The sequence below is a fragment of the Isachenkonia alkalipeptolytica genome, assembly GCF_009910325.1.
Taxonomy (GTDB): Bacteria; Bacillota; Clostridia; order Peptostreptococcales; family T1SED10-28; genus Isachenkonia; species Isachenkonia alkalipeptolytica.
The window spans coordinates 39,330-55,321 of record NZ_SUMG01000008.1; the positions used below are offsets into that span (position 1 = coordinate 39,330).

Genomic DNA, 15,992 nt, shown 5'->3' on the forward strand with positions numbered 1-15,992 from the left:
ATCACAAAAAGTGTACCAAGGGGTCGGACCCCTTGGTACACTTTTAACTAACTAATAAAATCTACTACTCATTTCCGAGAATGTAGTCCACTTTATCCCGGTTGTCCTCAACCCATTCTTCTGCAAGTTCATCAAAGGGGACTTCATTTTCTTCATGCTGATACATAATCTCCTCTAAATCCTCAACATCTATGCTCCAACGAGAAAGCATATCATATACTTCGGGATGCTTTTCTTGAATCCCGTCATAGGAAATAACATATACATTGTCAGATTTAAAATAATCATCCTGTCCATCCAAGAACTTAAGGTCAAATTGTGTAAACATGGAATGTGGTCTCCAGCCTAGGAAGATCACTGCTTCTTCTCTTTCGATAAAGCGTACGGCATTAGCCATCATGGCAGACTCGCTGGAAGATACGTACTCATACTCTTCAAGATCGTAATCATCCATCATTTGCATAGAAGTTTCTGTCATTCCTGAACCGGGGCTAAGTCCGATAATCTGATCAGTATACTGATCAGAGTTTCCGACTAAGTCGTCTATGGAATCTGCTTCCACATAGGTTGGTACAACCCAGCCAAGAGGTACGTCTTCGTAACTTGTAGCCACTTTTATTAAGGACTCTTGATATTGTTCCCAAAGGTATTCTTCCGTGTGAGGTAACCATGCATCCATGAAAAAGTCGATATTCTCATTTTCTAGACCCATAAAAATTAAAGGTTGATCTGCGTGGGTTTCATCGGTTTCATACCCTGCTTCTTCGAGAATTAGTCGGATAATATCGGTTGGGACTCTTGTGGAGCTCCAATTAGACATACCAAATACAATAGTTTCATTACTCTCTGCTTCTTTGCCGCCATTATCTACCTCTTCCTCACTATCACCGCAAGCGAATAGCACAATCATCGAAAGTAGCAGAACTGCAAAGACTAATATTGCTTTTTTGCTCTTATAACTAGTAAACATAAAACTGCCTCCTTATTATTTTTTTATAAATTAATGGTTTTTAAAGATTAACAGATCAATGAAGATTATAATTCTAATGTTACTGATCAAGTTTGTGGAAAACTTCCCGCATATTTTCTGGTGTAAAGTGAAGAGAATCGGGGCTTTCTGACTTCCAAGAATTATACTCAAATCCATTAAGCCGTTTAATCATTTCTTTGCTATTATAAATTTCGATTCCATATACCCAATTGGCCATAATTAGAATTGAAGCCATATGAGCGCCTTCATTAGTAGTACTGCAAAGGTCCTTTACAAGATGGATACGGTAATCTTTAAAAAAACCGTCAAAAACCGAAGTCATCAAACAGCCGTCGGTAACAAGTCCTCCAATGATCAATTCTTTCACATCAAGACTTTTCAGCATCAGATCCAAGGAAGTCTCATAAAAACCGCTCCAACGGAATTTATCAATGACCAAATCTCCTTTTTTCGGTGCTACGGCATCAATTATTTCTACAGCGCTGGTCTCTGAACAATAAAACTTTGGTTTGCCTGTCGCATCAACCGGATCATTATAGGGGAGTCCAAGACCGTCGCTACGATTGATTTGACGAGTGTAGATGATCGGAATATGATTTTTTCGACAATAATGAATGATAGTTTCTGCATTGTTAATGACCTCGTTTAATCTCTGAATACCGTACTGACTTTCGTTTTGTAAATCGATAAGTAGTAAAGCAGTTTTATCTAATCTCATTTTCTCCTCGCTTTCATTTCTTTGATATTTGTGGTGTCTTTAAACATCCTTATTTGAGACGCTCTCGAACAGATCAGATGGTCTAGATTTTTTAATACTCTTAAACCCCTTTATCATTACCCGGAACTGGATAGTGTTTGAAAAACTCTCCGCTTTCCATATCATCAATAATTTTTTTTGTCCAACGGAAATAAGCTTCCGTATCAGACATCAGTTCTAAGTCACGTTTTGCTTCTCTGCGAATATCTGAGGACTGGGCGTACTGGGAAAGATCCTCGAGTTTTGGACGCACATTACTGCTTGCATTTAAAGTTATGCTCCGTTCAAGACGAATATTTTTCACAAAAAAAGTAATGAAATTTTTCACGAAGTCTTTTTCCGCAATGTAATGATCTTTTCGATCGCCCTTTTTCCAAACCTTGATAATCATTTCGGTCTCTAATAGTTCTCTGAGACCTGTGCTAACGCTTCCCTTACTCATGGCTACTGCATCCTTGATTTCGTCAAGGGACAGGGGTTTATCGGAAAAGTATAACAATCCGTAAATGCGTCCCACAGATGGAGTAACTCCGTAAATAACCATGGTTTGGGCAATGGCACTAATGATAATATCACGAGATTCTTGAATTTTTGCTTGCTCATTATCCATAATGACACCTCCTTTGTTCAATTTATACAGAACAAAATGAACAACTAGGATCAATATAACGGAAATATTTTAGGATGTCAGATAAATCCTTGAAAATTTGCTAAAGAAAACAAAGGAATATTGAATATTAGTGTAGAATTATTAATAAAGGGATCTAAATAAAAGTAAAAACAAATTTCAGGAGGTTAAACAATGAGCGAAAACAAACTGCTTAAACGATGGGAAGTGGATGAGTCATTAACCTGGGATCTGACGAGGCTATATGCAGTTGCGGATGATTTTGAAAAGGAGTTGAAAACTTTCATACCTAAAAGTGAAGATATCCAACAAAAATTTGAAGGTCAGTTGGACTCTCCCCAGACAATTCTATACTGCTTGGAAGAATACGAAAGTCTTTTACAGAAAGTATCCAAAGCGGGTACCTACAGTTTTTTGGCATCATCGGTAGATGAGACCGATGAAAAAAATCAACAGCGGGTGGCAAAAGCCCAAATGATCTTTTCAAAAGTCATGGGAAATTTATCCTTTATTGAAAGTGAGCTAAAAGAGGCTCCGGAAGAAATACTAAAAGAAGCTATGGCACAAACCAAGAACTATCGGGTGGTACTTCAGGACATTCTGCGAAGCAAACCTTTTAAGCTCCACCGAGAGGTGGAAAAAACTTTAGCTTATTTGGATCCGGTTTTAGAGGCACCCTATCAGATTTACAATCAGGCGAAGCTTGCGGATTTAAGTTTCCCGAATTTCATAGTTGAGGGACAGGAGTATCCCATGAGTTTTGTGCGATTTGAAAATGAGTATCAGATGGAACCCGATACAAAAATTCGTCGGGGGGCCTTTCAGTGTTTTTCAAAGGAACTACGAAAATATCGAAACACCATGGCTTCAACCTACTATACAAAACTGCAACAGGAAAAAGTATTATCGGACCTAAGAGGACATCAGAACATATTTGAGTATTTGCTGTTTGATCAAAAAGTGGAACGGAATCTTTATGATCGGCAAATTGATTTAATCATGGAGGAATTAGCCCCTCATATGAGACGATATGCGAAACTTTTGCAAAAAGAGCATGAACTTGAGAAGATAACCTTTGCAGATTTGAAAATATCCCTGGATCCGGAGTATGATCCCCAAGTTACGATTGAAGAATCAAAGGAATACATTAAGGGGGCACTTTCCATTTTGGGAGAGGATTATCTGAACCTAGTGATGCGTTCTTATGATGAGCGATGGGTGGATTTTGCACAAAATGAGGGAAAATCTACAGGTGGATTTTGTGCCGGTGTTTATGGTTACAATCCCTACATTCTTCTTTCCTGGAGCGGACTGATGAACGAGGTTTTCACATTGGTTCATGAGCTCGGTCATGCAGGCCATTCTATGCTGTCAGCTGAAAATGTAAGTCTTTTGGAGCAGGATCCCTCAATGTACTTTGTTGAAGCACCATCCACGATTAATGAACTGTTTTTGACCAATTATTTGGTGAAAAAGAGTAATGATCCCCGGTTTAAGCGTTGGGTACTTTCGTCGATGATTGCGAATACCTACTATCATAACTTTGTGACCCATTTATTGGAGGCTACCTATCAGCGAGAGGTTTACAAGCTGACTGATCAAGGGGAATCGGTTCATGCTAATACATTAGACAAACTTAAAAAACAAGCCCTACAAGATTTCTGGGGAGATTCGGTGGAACTTAACGATGGGGCGGAACTTACCTGGATGCGTCAACCCCACTATTATGATGGACTGTATTCTTATACCTATAGTGCAGGTCTAACTGTTGCTACCGCAGTAAATCAGCGTATTTTAAAAGAGGGAGAATCGGCGGTTAAGGATTGGTTACAAGTTATGAAATCCGGGGGCACACAGGATCCGGTGGGTCTTGCTAAACTTACTGGAGTGGATATTACCACGGAAAAGCCCTTGAAGGACACCATAGCCTATATTGGAAGCATGATTGACGAAATTGAGCGTCTTACAGAAGAGATTCATGAGAAATAGAGTAAGAACTGAAAATCGTTGAACAAGGGTTATATTTGCTGGACAGGATGTTTCAAGAATAATATCAAAAATACAAACGGCCTCTGAGGAATAAGTTTAAAAGCTTCTCAGAGGTTATTTGTATGCCTGTTAATTTATTGTGAAAAATCGCTTGCTAAGGTCTATTTGAATTATTTCAAATCTTATCCCCAATGAGGACTATAATTGCAGTCAGAAGAAATTGCATTGTTTTTGCAGCGTGGAATGACGGAAAGAGTATTTTAAAGAATACCACAAAAAATCCCTGCAGTATAAACAACTCTACCTGAAAGACCTTTCTCCCATGGAATGCTTAAAAATGTAATATATGGAATTGAAAGCATTTAAAGTATTTAAAGGAATTTTTAATAATGGAGAAATCATATATTTTCAAAAAACCGTGGGATCCTTGTGCCCTTATGTCTGACCAAAAGCTTGGAATTTGAAAGCGTGGTTGTTTGTAACCAAAATTATTATCGGTATTTTTTCGAAAAACCATAGAATAACAAAAAATTAGTTGTTTCCACTCTCGAAATAACTTATAATAAATAAGTGAACGTGACGGTAGATGGAGGGGACTAAGATGAGGGAACAAGATATGATGCAAGAGAAACATACATTGGCAAATCGAGTGCCTTTTTTTTATGGCTGGGTGATTGTACTAGTCAGTATACTTGGAGTATTTTTTTCCGGACCGGGACAGACTTATTCGGTTTCGGTATTTATCGATTCCTATATAGATGAGTTTGGCTGGGGAAGATCTTATGTGTCCAGTTTTTATTCTTTAGGTACATTAGCAGCAGGGTTACTAATTTCCTTTGTGGGCAAGCTTGTGGACTTGAAAGGACATCGTAAGGTTATGCCTGCGGTAATAACTTTATTTGCCCTTGCCTGCTTTTGGATGATCCGAGTATCAGCACCCTGGATGTTGCTTGTGGGCTTTTTTTCCATAAGACTGCTTGGACAGGGATCCATGACATTAACTTCTACAACGTTAATTCCCCAGTGGTTTTATAAAATGCGGGGGCGGGCACTGAGTTTTATGGCTATTGGAGCCGTAGGGGGATCCTTTGTACTTCCGCCGTTGAATACCTGGATCATAATAAATTACGGATGGCGAACCGGTTGGCAGGTTTGGGGGATTTTGTTGCTAGTGATAATGCTCCCTGTAGCCTTAGTGTTTGTGAAGAATAAACCGGAGGATATCGGCGCTCTTCCCGATGGAGAGGTGATTGACCCGAAAGCTTCGATGGCCACAAATTCTCAGCAGGAAAAGTCCTGGACCTTAAAGGAATCAATGAAAACCAGAGCTTTTTGGGTATTAATGTTTTGTGTAACCGTGCCTGCGGCGTTAAATACCGGCGTAACTTTTCATTTAGCATCAATCATGGAGTACTTGGGTTTTCCTGAAGCTAATGCACCGATGACTGCTGCCTTGGCCCTTAGTGTATATGCATTATCTCAATTTTTCAACAATTTTATTGCCGGAGTAGTAGGCGATCGCTTTAAGGACCACAAAATACTTTCGATTACCTTTTTAGGATTTATTATCGTGCTTCTGGGATTTTTGTCAATTCGTTATTTTAACCTTGCTTCAATCCCGATAGTCATTATCCTGGGAGTTCTATGGGGTGGAGTCAATGGCTATTTTGCCATTACCAATAATATGATATGGCCGAATTACTTTGGACGGGGAAATCTGGGAAGTATTAAAGGCTTCACCATGATGGCGATGGTCATTGGGTCCGCCGCTGGGCCATTGCCCTTTGGCTTTGCCTTCGACTACTTTGGTGGTTATACGGAAATTCTACTGGTTACAGCCATATTTCCTTTGTTAGCTTTGGTGGGTGCCGCCCTATCTCCGAAGCCGGACTATAATCAATACCATGGTTAGCCATAATATTATTAAACCTCAATAAAAAACAATTAAAAAACACCGTAGGGTGTTTTTTTAATAAAATCACCGAGTTAATAAAAAGATAGTTTTAAATCTTCGACATATAGGGTAAAATGGGAATTAGAGTTCTGAACTTGTATAATCATAGTAGGTGAAAAGATGTGTAAAGGTAAACCTTGAAAAAATCATCAGAATAACACTTATAATTTTCCTTGGTTATTTATTGTACGTATTGATATGTTGAGTATTCATATTCAATTTCATCAGTTACTCCGATTCCGGTTATCAGGAAGATATCGACTTTGAAGAATTTTATGGAGATACTGAAGGAGCGGACGAGGCTGTTCTTATAGAATTTCAAAAGGAAGGTGCCATCGTCCAAAGTATTTTCCTAATAAGCCCGAGGCATTAAAGACCCCTCACGAAACCAGGAAATTTTATTCAAAATCCCATACAACGTTGGAAAAAAGAACCTTGTAGATTGATGGAACTGTCATCCTTGACAGAAAATTCCTCAAGAAAAATTTTAGTACAAAGTCCATATATTATTTCAACCGGTGAAATGCAACAAGTAATCAATAGTCTATCGAACATTGAGGAAATAGATGAAGAACATACTACGAAGATTTTTTTGATGACCATCGCTGTAAAATCCAACCCGAATTTGTTTGCAAGAGTTGCAGCTTATAAATATAAAGAGGCGGTTGCTGGAAAATCCTCCAAGCTATATGCATACAACAATGAAAATTTTCTTTATGCTAAGACCTATGTGATGAATGATAATCCAGTACCCTGGCTTCTTTTAATCTGGATCCTCGTAATGTTTTTTTAGGCACTGAAAGTATGGTAGTCATTCATAGTGAAAGTTTCACTGCGGAATTAAAAGAAGAAATGTTGAATGTAGAAGATTCCAGCATTGCTTATGAGTTAGAAGAAGACTTAGCAAGCTTACAGAATGAACTTAGTGTTCGGAAAATTTTATTGGAAATAGGAAAAAGAATGGTGGGACCCATTGAGCCCATGCTTTAAAAATAACCGTAAAGGAGCACTGATTAATGATTGAAAAATTCTACTCTATTGGAAAAAACATTTTGATTTTATTTTTAATCATCTACATAGGAAGTTTGATTGCTTGGGTGTTCAATCCAATACGTGTGGCATTCCAAACTCTGTTTGTTCCCTTAATTCTTGCGGGGCTATTGTTTTATCTTCTCAGACCTTTCGTAAACCTTCTGAACAAAAAAATGCCCCGGGGAATTTCAATCTTAATGATTTATCTACTTTTTCTTGGCATCATTATTTTAAGTTTGGCACTTGTTGGACCGGTGTTGCAATCGCAGGTCATGGGACTTGCCAACAATATCCCGCAAATTGTGGAGGGAATTCAGGAATGGTTTTTAGAAATTGATCTGTTTAACCGGATCAGTCAGCTTCAGCAAGAGGAGTTTTTGGATATCGACGGATATATTGACAGTGCTATGGAAACTTTGAACAATTGGGGAAGAGGAGTATTAACCGGTATGGGAAGTTTTATAGGATCTGTGGCTTCGGCGGTCTTTACATTGATATTGCTTCCGATTGTTTTGTTTTATGTATTGAAGGATTCTAAGAAGTTTCAAGATATTTTCGTTAAAATGTTTCAACAAAACCAACAATCTGAAGTTCGGGAGGTTTTAAAGGATGTAGACCGAGCTCTTAGTTCTTATATACAAGGACAGGGATTGGTTTGTTTGTTTGTTGGTATTCTATGTTTGATAGCTTTCTTGATCATCGGTTTGGATTATGCTTTGCTATTGGCAATAATCGCCGGCCTTACCAATATTATTCCGTTTTTCGGTCCATGGATTGGAAGCGTACCTGCGGTGATTGTAGCTCTGTTTTTATCACCTTTAACCGCATTGTTTACGGTGCTTGCGATAATTATCATTCAACAAATTGAGAGTAATTTGATTTCTCCTCAAATCATCGGTAAAAAACTTAATTTACATCCCTTGGTCATCATCTTTTTAATTTTGATTGCAGGACAATTGGTGGGTCTCATTGGCATGATATTTGTGGTGCCGTTGTTTGCATCTGTCCGGGTCCTGTTTACCCATGGGCGAAAAATATGGAAGATTAAAAAAAATCCTATCAAAAAATTTCCCGGTTATGAGGAGTAATGGTTATATCTTAATGACGTCAAAAAAACCACCAAAGGGTGGTTTTTTGACGTCAAGGTTCAGGAGTGGTTTTAAGCGTCGATTTCATTCAGGCGTCTTTCAGCTTCTTCGTGGGAAATTCCATATTCGCGTACGAGCTTTTGGATCAATTGGTCTCGGTTTCCCAATACATCGCCTAAGTCTTTTTGATTTAGGTCCGGCCATTCCTGCAGTATTTTTTCTTTTAATTTCCCTTGGTCTTTATTTGTCATAATACCCCCCCCTTCTTAGATTTAAAAGCTCTATTTAATCTTGACTTTCTATATATCGTATTCATCCATTCTTTTATCGATCTCCTCCCGTGACAGACCGTATTTTTTTCCGATTTGTTCATAGGTTTTGTCTTTATCGCCTTCAAATTCATTAAGTTCTTCATCGCTGAGGTCCTGCCAGATTTTTTTTATTTTTGACTTAAACTCCTCCCAATTACTATCCGGTTGTTTATTTGACATAACAATCCCTCCTTAAGAAGTGTTAATAATTTCATACCCGAAAAAATATTTTTATAAACATTGGAATATGAATCCGAAGAGTCCTTGCTTGGAAAGGTTAATGACTGTCAATTTCCGTAAAGGCCATCTTAAACTGATTGCATGTAGGGCATCGCCAATGCTCCGGAAGTTTTTCAAAACTTGTTCCCGGTTCGATGTCCCGAACTCTATCTCCTTTTTCCGGACGATAGGTATAACCACAGACGGTACATTTATAATGATTCATTTAAAGTCTCCTCTCTATGAATAATGTGTGGGATATATACCCGGAAGAAGATATGTTAACACCGGAAATTAAAAAGAAATCTGGAAAAATCTTGGTATAGAAGGTATATATCATCAAGATAGGGTATTATATAAGTGAATGTAAGCTATACGAATGCATTTTTTAGGGGTGATACTATGACGGAGCAAAACGATGAAAAAGCAGATCTATTCTTTGCAGGTCCGGTGCTTATCATTGCATGGGGGCCGGAAAAAGGCTGGCCTATTAAGTATGTGTCTAAAAATGTTCAGGATATTTTAGGATATACTTCTGAAGAAATGGTAGCACCGAATTTTTCCTACGAGGATTTGATTCACCCTGAAGACTTGCAGCGAATCGAGGGAGAATCTTCAGAGAAACTTAAAAGTAAAAAGGATACTTATGAACTCTTTTATCGTATCAAAACAAAGAGAGGCAACTATCGCTGGTTCTATGATTACAGTAAGGTGGACCGTGATAGTTCCGGGAAACTGAAACAGATCCGCGGGTATTTAGTTGATCAAACCCCTTTGATTGAAACCCGAAATTATCTTAAATTGGAAAAACAACGGTTATCCGACACCTTAGAGGCTGGAAATATTGGCACCTGGGAATGGAATATTCAAACCGGTGAGGTTTTATATTTTGAAAATTTAACCAAAATAAGCGGTTTCCAACTGGAAGATCTTTTACCCTTAAGCCTTGAAAATTGGAAAAAATTTGTGCACCCCGAAGATTTACCCCAGGTGGAGGCTGAAATTCAAAGAGTAGTTAATAAGGAGCAAAAGAACTATGCTTTGGAAATCCGGCGGAAACATAAAGAAGGTCATTGGGTGTGGATCGAAGAAAAAGGGAAAGTGATTAGATGGACGGAAAAAGGAGACCCTCTTTTAATGCGGGGTGTTTATATAGATATCACAAAACGGAAAAACATTGAAAAAGAACTGCGTCAGGCAAAAAAAGAAGCGGAAACTGCAAATCAGGCAAAATCCACTTTTCTTGCTAATATGAGTCATGAAATCCGAACACCCATGAATGGGATCATCGGATTTTTAGAGCTTCTTTCTGATACTGAAATGAGCCAACAGCAAAGAAGTTATTTAGAGAACGTACAAAATGCCTCGAAAAATCTCATGAATATCCTAAACGATATATTGGATTTATCAAAAATCGAATCGAATAAAATGGCCCTGGAATCCATTCCCTTTGATATAAGAAAAACTATGGAGTTCGCAATAGGGATGTTTTATCAGCAAGCAAAAATGAAAGGGTTGGAACTTCATATGAATTTAGATCAAAGCCTTCCCCAATTTGTAAAAGGGGATCCCACCCGATTGCATCAAGTGCTGGCAAATTTGATAAGCAATGGGATTAAATTTACTGAGCAGGGAGAGGTTGTGCTACGCGCCAAAGGGGAAGTAGATAATGAGGGCGATACCATAATCGTAATTATTGATGTTCAGGACACAGGCATTGGAATCAAGGAAACGGACTTTGATAAACTTTATCAAACATTTTCCCAGATCGACCAGAGTCACACCCGCTTATATGGAGGAACGGGCTTAGGCTTGAAAATTACCAAAACCTTAGTGGAGTTAATGGACGGTGAGATTGAAGTGAAAAGTGATTATGACAAGGGAAGTATATTTACGGTTAGGTTGCCATTTGATAGTGCTCGAAATCCATTAGAAAAAACAGTGAAAAAAAATAAAAGAGATAAAAAAGAAGGAAGGGAAGAAATTTTCGAAAAGCCTAAGGTTTTAGTAGCGGAGGATCAAGAGTTGAACCAGGAGATTATGATGGAACTTTTAGAAAAAAAGGGGGTTCACTGTGATGTAGCCGATAATGGAGCCGAAGCCGTGGATCGATTAAAGGACGAACCCTATGATTTGATTTTAATGGACTGTCAAATGCCGGTAATGGATGGCTATGAGGCCACGAAAAGAATACGGGAGATGGAACTTGATCAACCTGAAATCGTTGCAATGAGTGCCTATGCCATGAAAGAAGATGAAGAAAAGTGTAGGGCTGCGGGTATGGACGGATATTTAAGTAAACCGATAGACTTGAAACGGCTTGAGAATCTTATCGAAAGGATCCAAAATCAAAAAGAAAATAGTTTGCAGGCAAGAAAGATGGAATCTGATTCTGATAAAATAACAAGTGAGAAAAGTAAAGCCGTTGATAATAAACGGAGAAAAACAAATAAAAGTCATGGTCATAAAAATAGAAATGAAAAACGGAAAGGGATTATTGGTTATTTGAAAAAATGGTTGGAATAATAGACTGGGATTAAATCATAGAAATAAATTATTATAAGTCCTGATATCGGGGTAAATACGGAGTAAAGCTTCAGATCATAGGGAGGCGATTCATTTATGGAAACCATTGGAAGTATAACCGCAGTGAAAAATAAGAAGGCGACGGTTCTAATTGCGCCCTCAAGTGGTTGCGGCTGAGCACAAAAGTCTTGCAGCCATTGTGCCGGCAAGGATCAACTCGTGGAGGTTGAAAATACATTAGGAGCAAAACAAGGGCAAAGGGTATTGGTAGAGATTGAATATCCCAAAATTTCAAGCAGTGCATTTTATGTTTATATTATCCCCTTGGTGGCAATGATAATTGGGGTTTTGGTAGGTTTAAGAGTAGGACAAAACATTGGCTATGAGGCTTTTGCAGAGATCATCAGTGTTGTCACTGGGTTGATATTTTTGGTTCTCAGCTACCTCTTACTAAGCCTTTTGGATAAACGAAGAAAAAATAATTTACAGGAAGAATCACGTATTCAAATGAAAGAAATTATTAAAGAAAAGGAGGAGTAATATGGAGAAAAGAGTTGATCAGGTAGTTGTGCAATGTAGTAAAGGGGACATTGCTCATCAAGAGGATATGGAGGCGATTGTAAATGCAGCGAATGCAGAACTTCGGATTGGCGGCGGGGTCGCGGGAGCCATACACCGAGAAGCGGGCCCGAAGCTTGAAAAGGAAACACGGAAACTAGCACCGATTCCTCCAGGAGAGGCAGTGATTACAGGGGCCTATAATTTGCCTAACAATCATGTGATCCACTGTTTAGGACCTGTTTATGGACAGGATAAGCCCGAAGATAAATTGTTGGGGGATTGCTACAGAAAAGCTTTGAAGATTGCCGAGGAGTACGGGATTGTATCCATTGCTTTTCCATCTATTTCCACGGGAGCTTTTGGTTATCCAATAGATGAAGCGAAAAAAATTGTTTTTTTAACGATTAAAGAAGTAATACCGACATTAGAAAATGTAAAAACAATACGATTTGTACTTCATAACAATGAAGACCTTAGAGTTTATCAAGAGGCATTAAAAAAGCTATATTAAGTATTTATTTAGGTTTGTTAAACATAACACAGGGTATAAATATACTAAGAATATACTAGGGATACCTAAGGAGAGTGGTGAAAATGAAATTATTGGTATGTTTTGACGGTTCGGATCCAAGCCATCGGGCCATCGAAAAAGCTCATAAACTAACAGGAGACTCTGGAGTTCATGAGGTCACAATTCTTCATGCCTATCAAGAAAATTACTGGTTCTCCATGGGAGATGGATATGCTCCTTCTCCGGACATGTTGAAAAAACTGGAAAATTTTGAAGAGAGTCAGGTTCAAGAAAAAAAAGAGAAAATTCTAGAGCTTGCAAAAATTTTTGATAATACTGAAGTTTCTTTGGATGTAAAAACAATACACGGTCATCCGGCAAGAGTGATTACAAAAGTAGCGGAAGAGGGAGAGTACGACTTAATAATCATTGGAAGTCGTGGTCTTGGAGGGATTCGGAAAGTGGTTTTAGGAAGCGTGAGCAATGCTGTCATGCAGGGAACTAAAGTAAGCGTGATGGTGGTCAAATAATGGCTGCCACTGTAAGTAGTAGCAAGATAATTGTTGTCCAATAGCGACTTGAAAGACGAGGAGGGATTCGATGAAAATACTTGTTTGTTATGATGGTTCTGAGGCCAGTCAAAGAGCCATCGATAAGGCTCATCAACTAACTACTGATTGTGGGATCCATGAAGTTACATTATTACATGCCTATGAGGACTACTCCTGGGTAGCTACCTCAGCTGATGGATATGCCCCATCTCCCGAAAACCTATCAAAGCTTAGGGATTTAGAAGCAAAAAAAGTTGAAGAAAAAAAAGAATTTCTTTTTACTGAAGGAAAGAAATTTGAAGATACCAATGCAACACTGGAAGTGAAATTAGTACAAGGACACCCTGCCAGTGTTATAACGGAAGTGGCGGAAGAAGGGGAATATGATTTGATTATTATGGGAAGTCGAGGCCTTGGCGGGCTAAAAAGAGTCGTCCTAGGAAGCGTTAGCAATTCAGTAATACAAGGTACAAATATAAGCGTAATGGTGGTTAAGTAATCAAAAGCATGTAGTAATCATAAAAAGCGTTTCGGCGAACAGTTGTCTACAACCGAGGAAGAATAAGAAAATGAGTAATTAAGTTAAATAGAGAACCCCTTCTAAGGGCTTTTTGCGGTCTTAGCGGGGGTTTTGTTAATTGTACAAATGTTCCGCTTCCACCCCATATATCAGGATTATAAATTGACGTCGAAGTTCAGTCTGAAATATGAGAAAAAGAATTGTATCTAAGATTAAAACCTGTTAAAATATATTTATATGAAAAATTACAATTTTCTGATATTGGCTTAAAATATGTACACACAAAAAAGGAAAAGAACAAACCCAAAGGAGGAGAACTATGTCAGAATTTCATCAACCCCCGAATATTTATGTAGAACAGGTTCAAATAAAAGTAAGCAGTCTTGATTTATCTTTAGAATTTTATGAAGAGGTGCTAGGTTTCCAAATTCTTGAGCGTAAAGACAATGTTGTCAGCCTTACAGCCGATGGAAAAAAAGCATTAATTGTTTTAGAAGAGGTAAAGGGCGCTAGAAGAAAAAAGAAAAAAACCATAGGTCTTTATCATTTTGCTATTTTAGTGCCGGATCGGAAGGCCTTAGGCTCGTTGTTGGAGCATATTCATAAATTTGATTCTCCCATTATTGTGGGGGCTTCGGATCATGGGATCAGTAAGGCGATTTATGTAGAGGACCCGGATGAAAATGGCATCGAGGTTTATAAGGATACACCGCCGGAGACTTGGAAATGGGAATATGGTAAAATAATAGAAAAAACCGAACGACTGAATATGAAACAATTAATCAAAGAAGCAAAGGATCAAGAGTGGAGAAGGATGCCGGAGGAAACGGTAATCGGGCATATTCATTTATCCGTAAAAGATCTACAGCTATCAAAGGAATTTTACTGCGATTTATTAGGACTGAATCTTGTGATGGAATACCCGAATCAGGCACTGTTTTTCTCCAGTGGGGGTTATCATCACCACATAGCCATTAATACCTGGGGAGTAAAAGATGCTAAGGAGCTTGATGAAAAGCAGGTGGGCTTAAAAAACTTTACGATGAATTTCCCGAATGAATGGAAAAGACAGACCGCTGTGAAAAGATTGGAAAGTAAGGGTTACGCAATCGAAAAACTTGGGGTAGGTTCGGATTTAGTAACGATAGATCCTTCGGGAAATCCGGTGTGCTTAAAGCTTTATAGCAGTGATGATTCCTAAGGTTCATTAATTATCCTTATGGTACGAAGGGGTAATGGAATGTCAGAGAATAAATAAGTCAAAAATCATACAAATAGAAAGCCCTGTTAGACCACCCTGAAGTGATAAAATTAGCTACAGGGAATAGTCTTCAAGGGCTTTTTTATTTTTAACGATGATTTGGCGGTTGCTTTTCATATCGATTATCCCTTCCGACTGGAACTGAGACAACTGGCGGCTGACAGTCTCCCGGGTGAGGCCTAAATAATTGGCCATATCCTCCCGACTCATAGGAAAGGTAATCTCCAGGATTCCCTTTCGCTCTAGGCCGAAATGTTCCAAAAAGTGAAGGAGTAATTTTGCGATTCGTTGCCCTACATTTTTAGCGGTAACGGTTTGCACCAGTTCCTCTAAATTGGTAATTCGGTCGTAGGCATAGGCAAGGACCTTTTTATTAATCGCAGGAACTTCTTTTAAAATTTCTTGAAAGTTATCCCTACTTAAAGTACATAACCGGGTGGGCTCTAGGGCTGTAGCATAATAGGGATAGGCATTTTCTTTAAAAAGATTCAGATCTCCTAGGAAATCTCCGGAACTTAGAAGATAAAGAATCTGTTCCTTACCTTCCTGGGTATAGTTAAATACCTTAATGCTACCTTCATTAAGAATCCAAAGTCGCTTTGCCGCATCTCCCGCTTGAAATAAAAAGTCTCCCTTTTGGTATTTCCGGCGGTCGATCTTTTTAATAACCGTCTCCATATGCTTTAGACTCAAATGGGAAAACAGAGAGATTTTACTAACGCAGTAAGTCTCATTGCAAGTTTTACAACGGGCAGGCAGGGTAGTTAGGTTTTTGTTCATAACGATCTTCCTTTCTTATGTTCGCTAACTATATCTTATCATAAATTCAAAATAAATTTTAACATAGAAAGTTAATGCGTGATTGTAATTACAGCAAGGAAATTTCTAATCCCTTATAATAGGGTTAAGAAATCAAAGAAATCAGCTTAGGATGAGAAAGAAATTAAGCGGAAAAATAAAAAAAAAGAGCGGTTAATAATGAACAATACTGGAATTTTGTCGAGGCAAAAACCGACGGAACGATGTACTCAGAGAAGTGTTCAAATCCCAGGGAGTACTGGTTGGATCATCCACGATAAATAACTGGATTTTA

Annotated in this window: 17 protein-coding genes and 1 pseudogene; 11 read left to right on the forward strand and 7 right to left on the reverse strand. The window is 38.4% G+C overall.

The genetic code is table 11. The annotated features are described in order from the left end of the window. Window positions 1–64: 64 nt before the first annotated feature. From ISALK_RS08085 to ISALK_RS08095, 3 genes are all read right to left on the reverse strand, one after another. The gene (locus tag ISALK_RS08085) at window positions 65–970 is read right to left on the reverse strand and encodes a glycine betaine ABC transporter substrate-binding protein (protein WP_160721053.1); all 906 of its coding nucleotides are present in this window, start codon (window positions 968–970) and stop codon (window positions 65–67) included. Window positions 971–1,049: 79 nt separating this feature from the next. After that, window positions 1,050–1,709 carry a cysteine hydrolase family protein gene (locus ISALK_RS08090; RefSeq protein ID WP_160721055.1) on the reverse strand — a complete coding sequence of 220 codons (660 nt, stop codon included), beginning with the start codon at window positions 1,707–1,709 and terminating at the stop codon, window positions 1,050–1,052. Window positions 1,710–1,809: 100 nt separating this feature from the next. Continuing rightward, complete coding sequence (locus ISALK_RS08095; RefSeq protein ID WP_160721057.1) at window positions 1,810–2,358, reverse strand: GbsR/MarR family transcriptional regulator; 549 nt, start codon at window positions 2,356–2,358, stop codon at window positions 1,810–1,812. Window positions 2,359–2,550: 192 nt separating this feature from the next. Between ISALK_RS08095 and pepF the strand changes: the two genes are divergently transcribed. From pepF to ISALK_RS08120, 5 genes are all read left to right on the forward strand, one after another. Then, on the forward strand, window positions 2,551–4,365 hold the full coding sequence (pepF, locus tag ISALK_RS08100; protein ID WP_160721060.1) for an oligoendopeptidase F: 1,815 nt from the start codon (window positions 2,551–2,553) through the stop codon (window positions 4,363–4,365). A gap of 601 nt (window positions 4,366–4,966) precedes the next feature. After that, window positions 4,967–6,277, forward strand: coding sequence for an MFS transporter (locus ISALK_RS08105; protein ID WP_236660328.1), 1,311 nt, complete (start codon window positions 4,967–4,969; stop codon window positions 6,275–6,277). Window positions 6,278–6,779: 502 nt separating this feature from the next. Further along, a complete protein-coding gene (locus tag ISALK_RS08110; RefSeq protein ID WP_160721064.1) occupies window positions 6,780–7,112 on the forward strand; it encodes a hypothetical protein in 333 nt (110 codons plus the stop codon). A gap of 11 nt (window positions 7,113–7,123) precedes the next feature. Beyond that, on the forward strand, window positions 7,124–7,309 hold the full coding sequence (locus tag ISALK_RS08115; protein WP_160721067.1) for a hypothetical protein: 186 nt from the start codon (window positions 7,124–7,126) through the stop codon (window positions 7,307–7,309). A 26-nt stretch (window positions 7,310–7,335) separates the two neighbouring features. Then, on the forward strand, window positions 7,336–8,439 hold the full coding sequence (locus ISALK_RS08120) for an AI-2E family transporter (protein WP_160721071.1): 1,104 nt from the start codon (window positions 7,336–7,338) through the stop codon (window positions 8,437–8,439). A 71-nt stretch (window positions 8,440–8,510) separates the two neighbouring features. Here the strand turns inward: ISALK_RS08120 and ISALK_RS08125 are convergent, their stop codons facing one another. From ISALK_RS08125 to ISALK_RS08135, 3 genes are all read right to left on the reverse strand, one after another. Then, complete coding sequence (locus ISALK_RS08125; RefSeq protein WP_160721074.1) at window positions 8,511–8,690, reverse strand: CsbD family protein; 180 nt, start codon at window positions 8,688–8,690, stop codon at window positions 8,511–8,513. Window positions 8,691–8,738: 48 nt separating this feature from the next. Continuing rightward, window positions 8,739–8,930 carry a CsbD family protein gene (locus ISALK_RS08130; RefSeq protein WP_160721078.1) on the reverse strand — a complete coding sequence of 64 codons (192 nt, stop codon included), beginning with the start codon at window positions 8,928–8,930 and terminating at the stop codon, window positions 8,739–8,741. Between the two features lie 97 nt (window positions 8,931–9,027). Beyond that, the gene (locus ISALK_RS08135; RefSeq protein WP_160721082.1) at window positions 9,028–9,195 is read right to left on the reverse strand and encodes a rubredoxin; all 168 of its coding nucleotides are present in this window, start codon (window positions 9,193–9,195) and stop codon (window positions 9,028–9,030) included. A gap of 176 nt (window positions 9,196–9,371) precedes the next feature. Here ISALK_RS08135 and ISALK_RS08140 point away from each other — a divergent pair, with 176 nt between their 5' ends. The 6 genes and pseudogenes from ISALK_RS08140 to ISALK_RS08165 all read left to right on the forward strand — a co-directional run bounded on the left by ISALK_RS08140 (window position 9,372) and on the right by ISALK_RS08165 (window position 14,839). Further along, window positions 9,372–11,495, forward strand: a complete 2,124-nt coding sequence (locus tag ISALK_RS08140; protein WP_160721085.1) for a PAS domain-containing protein — start codon at window positions 9,372–9,374, stop codon at window positions 11,493–11,495. A 192-nt stretch (window positions 11,496–11,687) separates the two neighbouring features. Next, window positions 11,688–12,035 (forward strand): annotated as a pseudogene (locus ISALK_RS08145) (SoxR reducing system RseC family protein); the annotation flags it as partial. A gap of 1 nt (window position 12,036) precedes the next feature. Next, window positions 12,037–12,567, forward strand: coding sequence for a macro domain-containing protein (locus tag ISALK_RS08150; protein ID WP_160721091.1), 531 nt, complete (start codon window positions 12,037–12,039; stop codon window positions 12,565–12,567). Between the two features lie 83 nt (window positions 12,568–12,650). Further along, a complete protein-coding gene (locus tag ISALK_RS08155; protein WP_160721093.1) occupies window positions 12,651–13,097 on the forward strand; it encodes a universal stress protein in 447 nt (148 codons plus the stop codon). A 70-nt stretch (window positions 13,098–13,167) separates the two neighbouring features. Further along, the gene (locus ISALK_RS08160) at window positions 13,168–13,617 is read left to right on the forward strand and encodes a universal stress protein (protein ID WP_160721095.1); all 450 of its coding nucleotides are present in this window, start codon (window positions 13,168–13,170) and stop codon (window positions 13,615–13,617) included. Between the two features lie 340 nt (window positions 13,618–13,957). Continuing rightward, on the forward strand, window positions 13,958–14,839 hold the full coding sequence (locus ISALK_RS08165) for a VOC family protein (protein WP_160721097.1): 882 nt from the start codon (window positions 13,958–13,960) through the stop codon (window positions 14,837–14,839). Between the two features lie 114 nt (window positions 14,840–14,953). Here the strand turns inward: ISALK_RS08165 and ISALK_RS08170 are convergent, their stop codons facing one another. Next, a complete protein-coding gene (locus tag ISALK_RS08170; RefSeq protein WP_236660329.1) occupies window positions 14,954–15,679 on the reverse strand; it encodes a Crp/Fnr family transcriptional regulator in 726 nt (241 codons plus the stop codon). Between the last annotated feature and the right edge of the window lie 313 nt (window positions 15,680–15,992).

Bases quoted from the DNA above. Each gene is read 5' to 3' on its own strand.
- ISALK_RS08085 (WP_160721053.1), bottom strand. From the start codon at position 970: ATGTTTACTAGTTATAAGAGCAAAAAAGCAATATTAGTCTTTGCAGTT.
- ISALK_RS08090 (WP_160721055.1), bottom strand. From the start codon at position 1,709: ATGAGATTAGATAAAACTGCTTTACTACTTATCGATTTACAAAACGAA.
- ISALK_RS08095 (WP_160721057.1), bottom strand. From the start codon at position 2,358: ATGGATAATGAGCAAGCAAAAATTCAAGAATCTCGTGATATTATCATT.
- pepF (WP_160721060.1), top strand. From the start codon at position 2,551: ATGAGCGAAAACAAACTGCTTAAACGATGGGAAGTGGATGAGTCATTA.
- ISALK_RS08105 (WP_236660328.1), top strand. From the start codon at position 4,967: ATGAGGGAACAAGATATGATGCAAGAGAAACATACATTGGCAAATCGA.
- ISALK_RS08115 (WP_160721067.1), top strand. From the start codon at position 7,124: ATGGTAGTCATTCATAGTGAAAGTTTCACTGCGGAATTAAAAGAAGAA.
- ISALK_RS08120 (WP_160721071.1), top strand. From the start codon at position 7,336: ATGATTGAAAAATTCTACTCTATTGGAAAAAACATTTTGATTTTATTT.
- ISALK_RS08125 (WP_160721074.1), bottom strand. From the start codon at position 8,690: ATGACAAATAAAGACCAAGGGAAATTAAAAGAAAAAATACTGCAGGAA.
- ISALK_RS08130 (WP_160721078.1), bottom strand. From the start codon at position 8,930: ATGTCAAATAAACAACCGGATAGTAATTGGGAGGAGTTTAAGTCAAAA.
- ISALK_RS08135 (WP_160721082.1), bottom strand. From the start codon at position 9,195: ATGAATCATTATAAATGTACCGTCTGTGGTTATACCTATCGTCCGGAA.
- ISALK_RS08140 (WP_160721085.1), top strand. From the start codon at position 9,372: ATGACGGAGCAAAACGATGAAAAAGCAGATCTATTCTTTGCAGGTCCG.
- ISALK_RS08150 (WP_160721091.1), top strand. From the start codon at position 12,037: ATGGAGAAAAGAGTTGATCAGGTAGTTGTGCAATGTAGTAAAGGGGAC.
- ISALK_RS08155 (WP_160721093.1), top strand. From the start codon at position 12,651: ATGAAATTATTGGTATGTTTTGACGGTTCGGATCCAAGCCATCGGGCC.
- ISALK_RS08160 (WP_160721095.1), top strand. From the start codon at position 13,168: ATGAAAATACTTGTTTGTTATGATGGTTCTGAGGCCAGTCAAAGAGCC.
- ISALK_RS08165 (WP_160721097.1), top strand. From the start codon at position 13,958: ATGTCAGAATTTCATCAACCCCCGAATATTTATGTAGAACAGGTTCAA.
- ISALK_RS08170 (WP_236660329.1), bottom strand. From the start codon at position 15,679: ATGAACAAAAACCTAACTACCCTGCCTGCCCGTTGTAAAACTTGCAAT.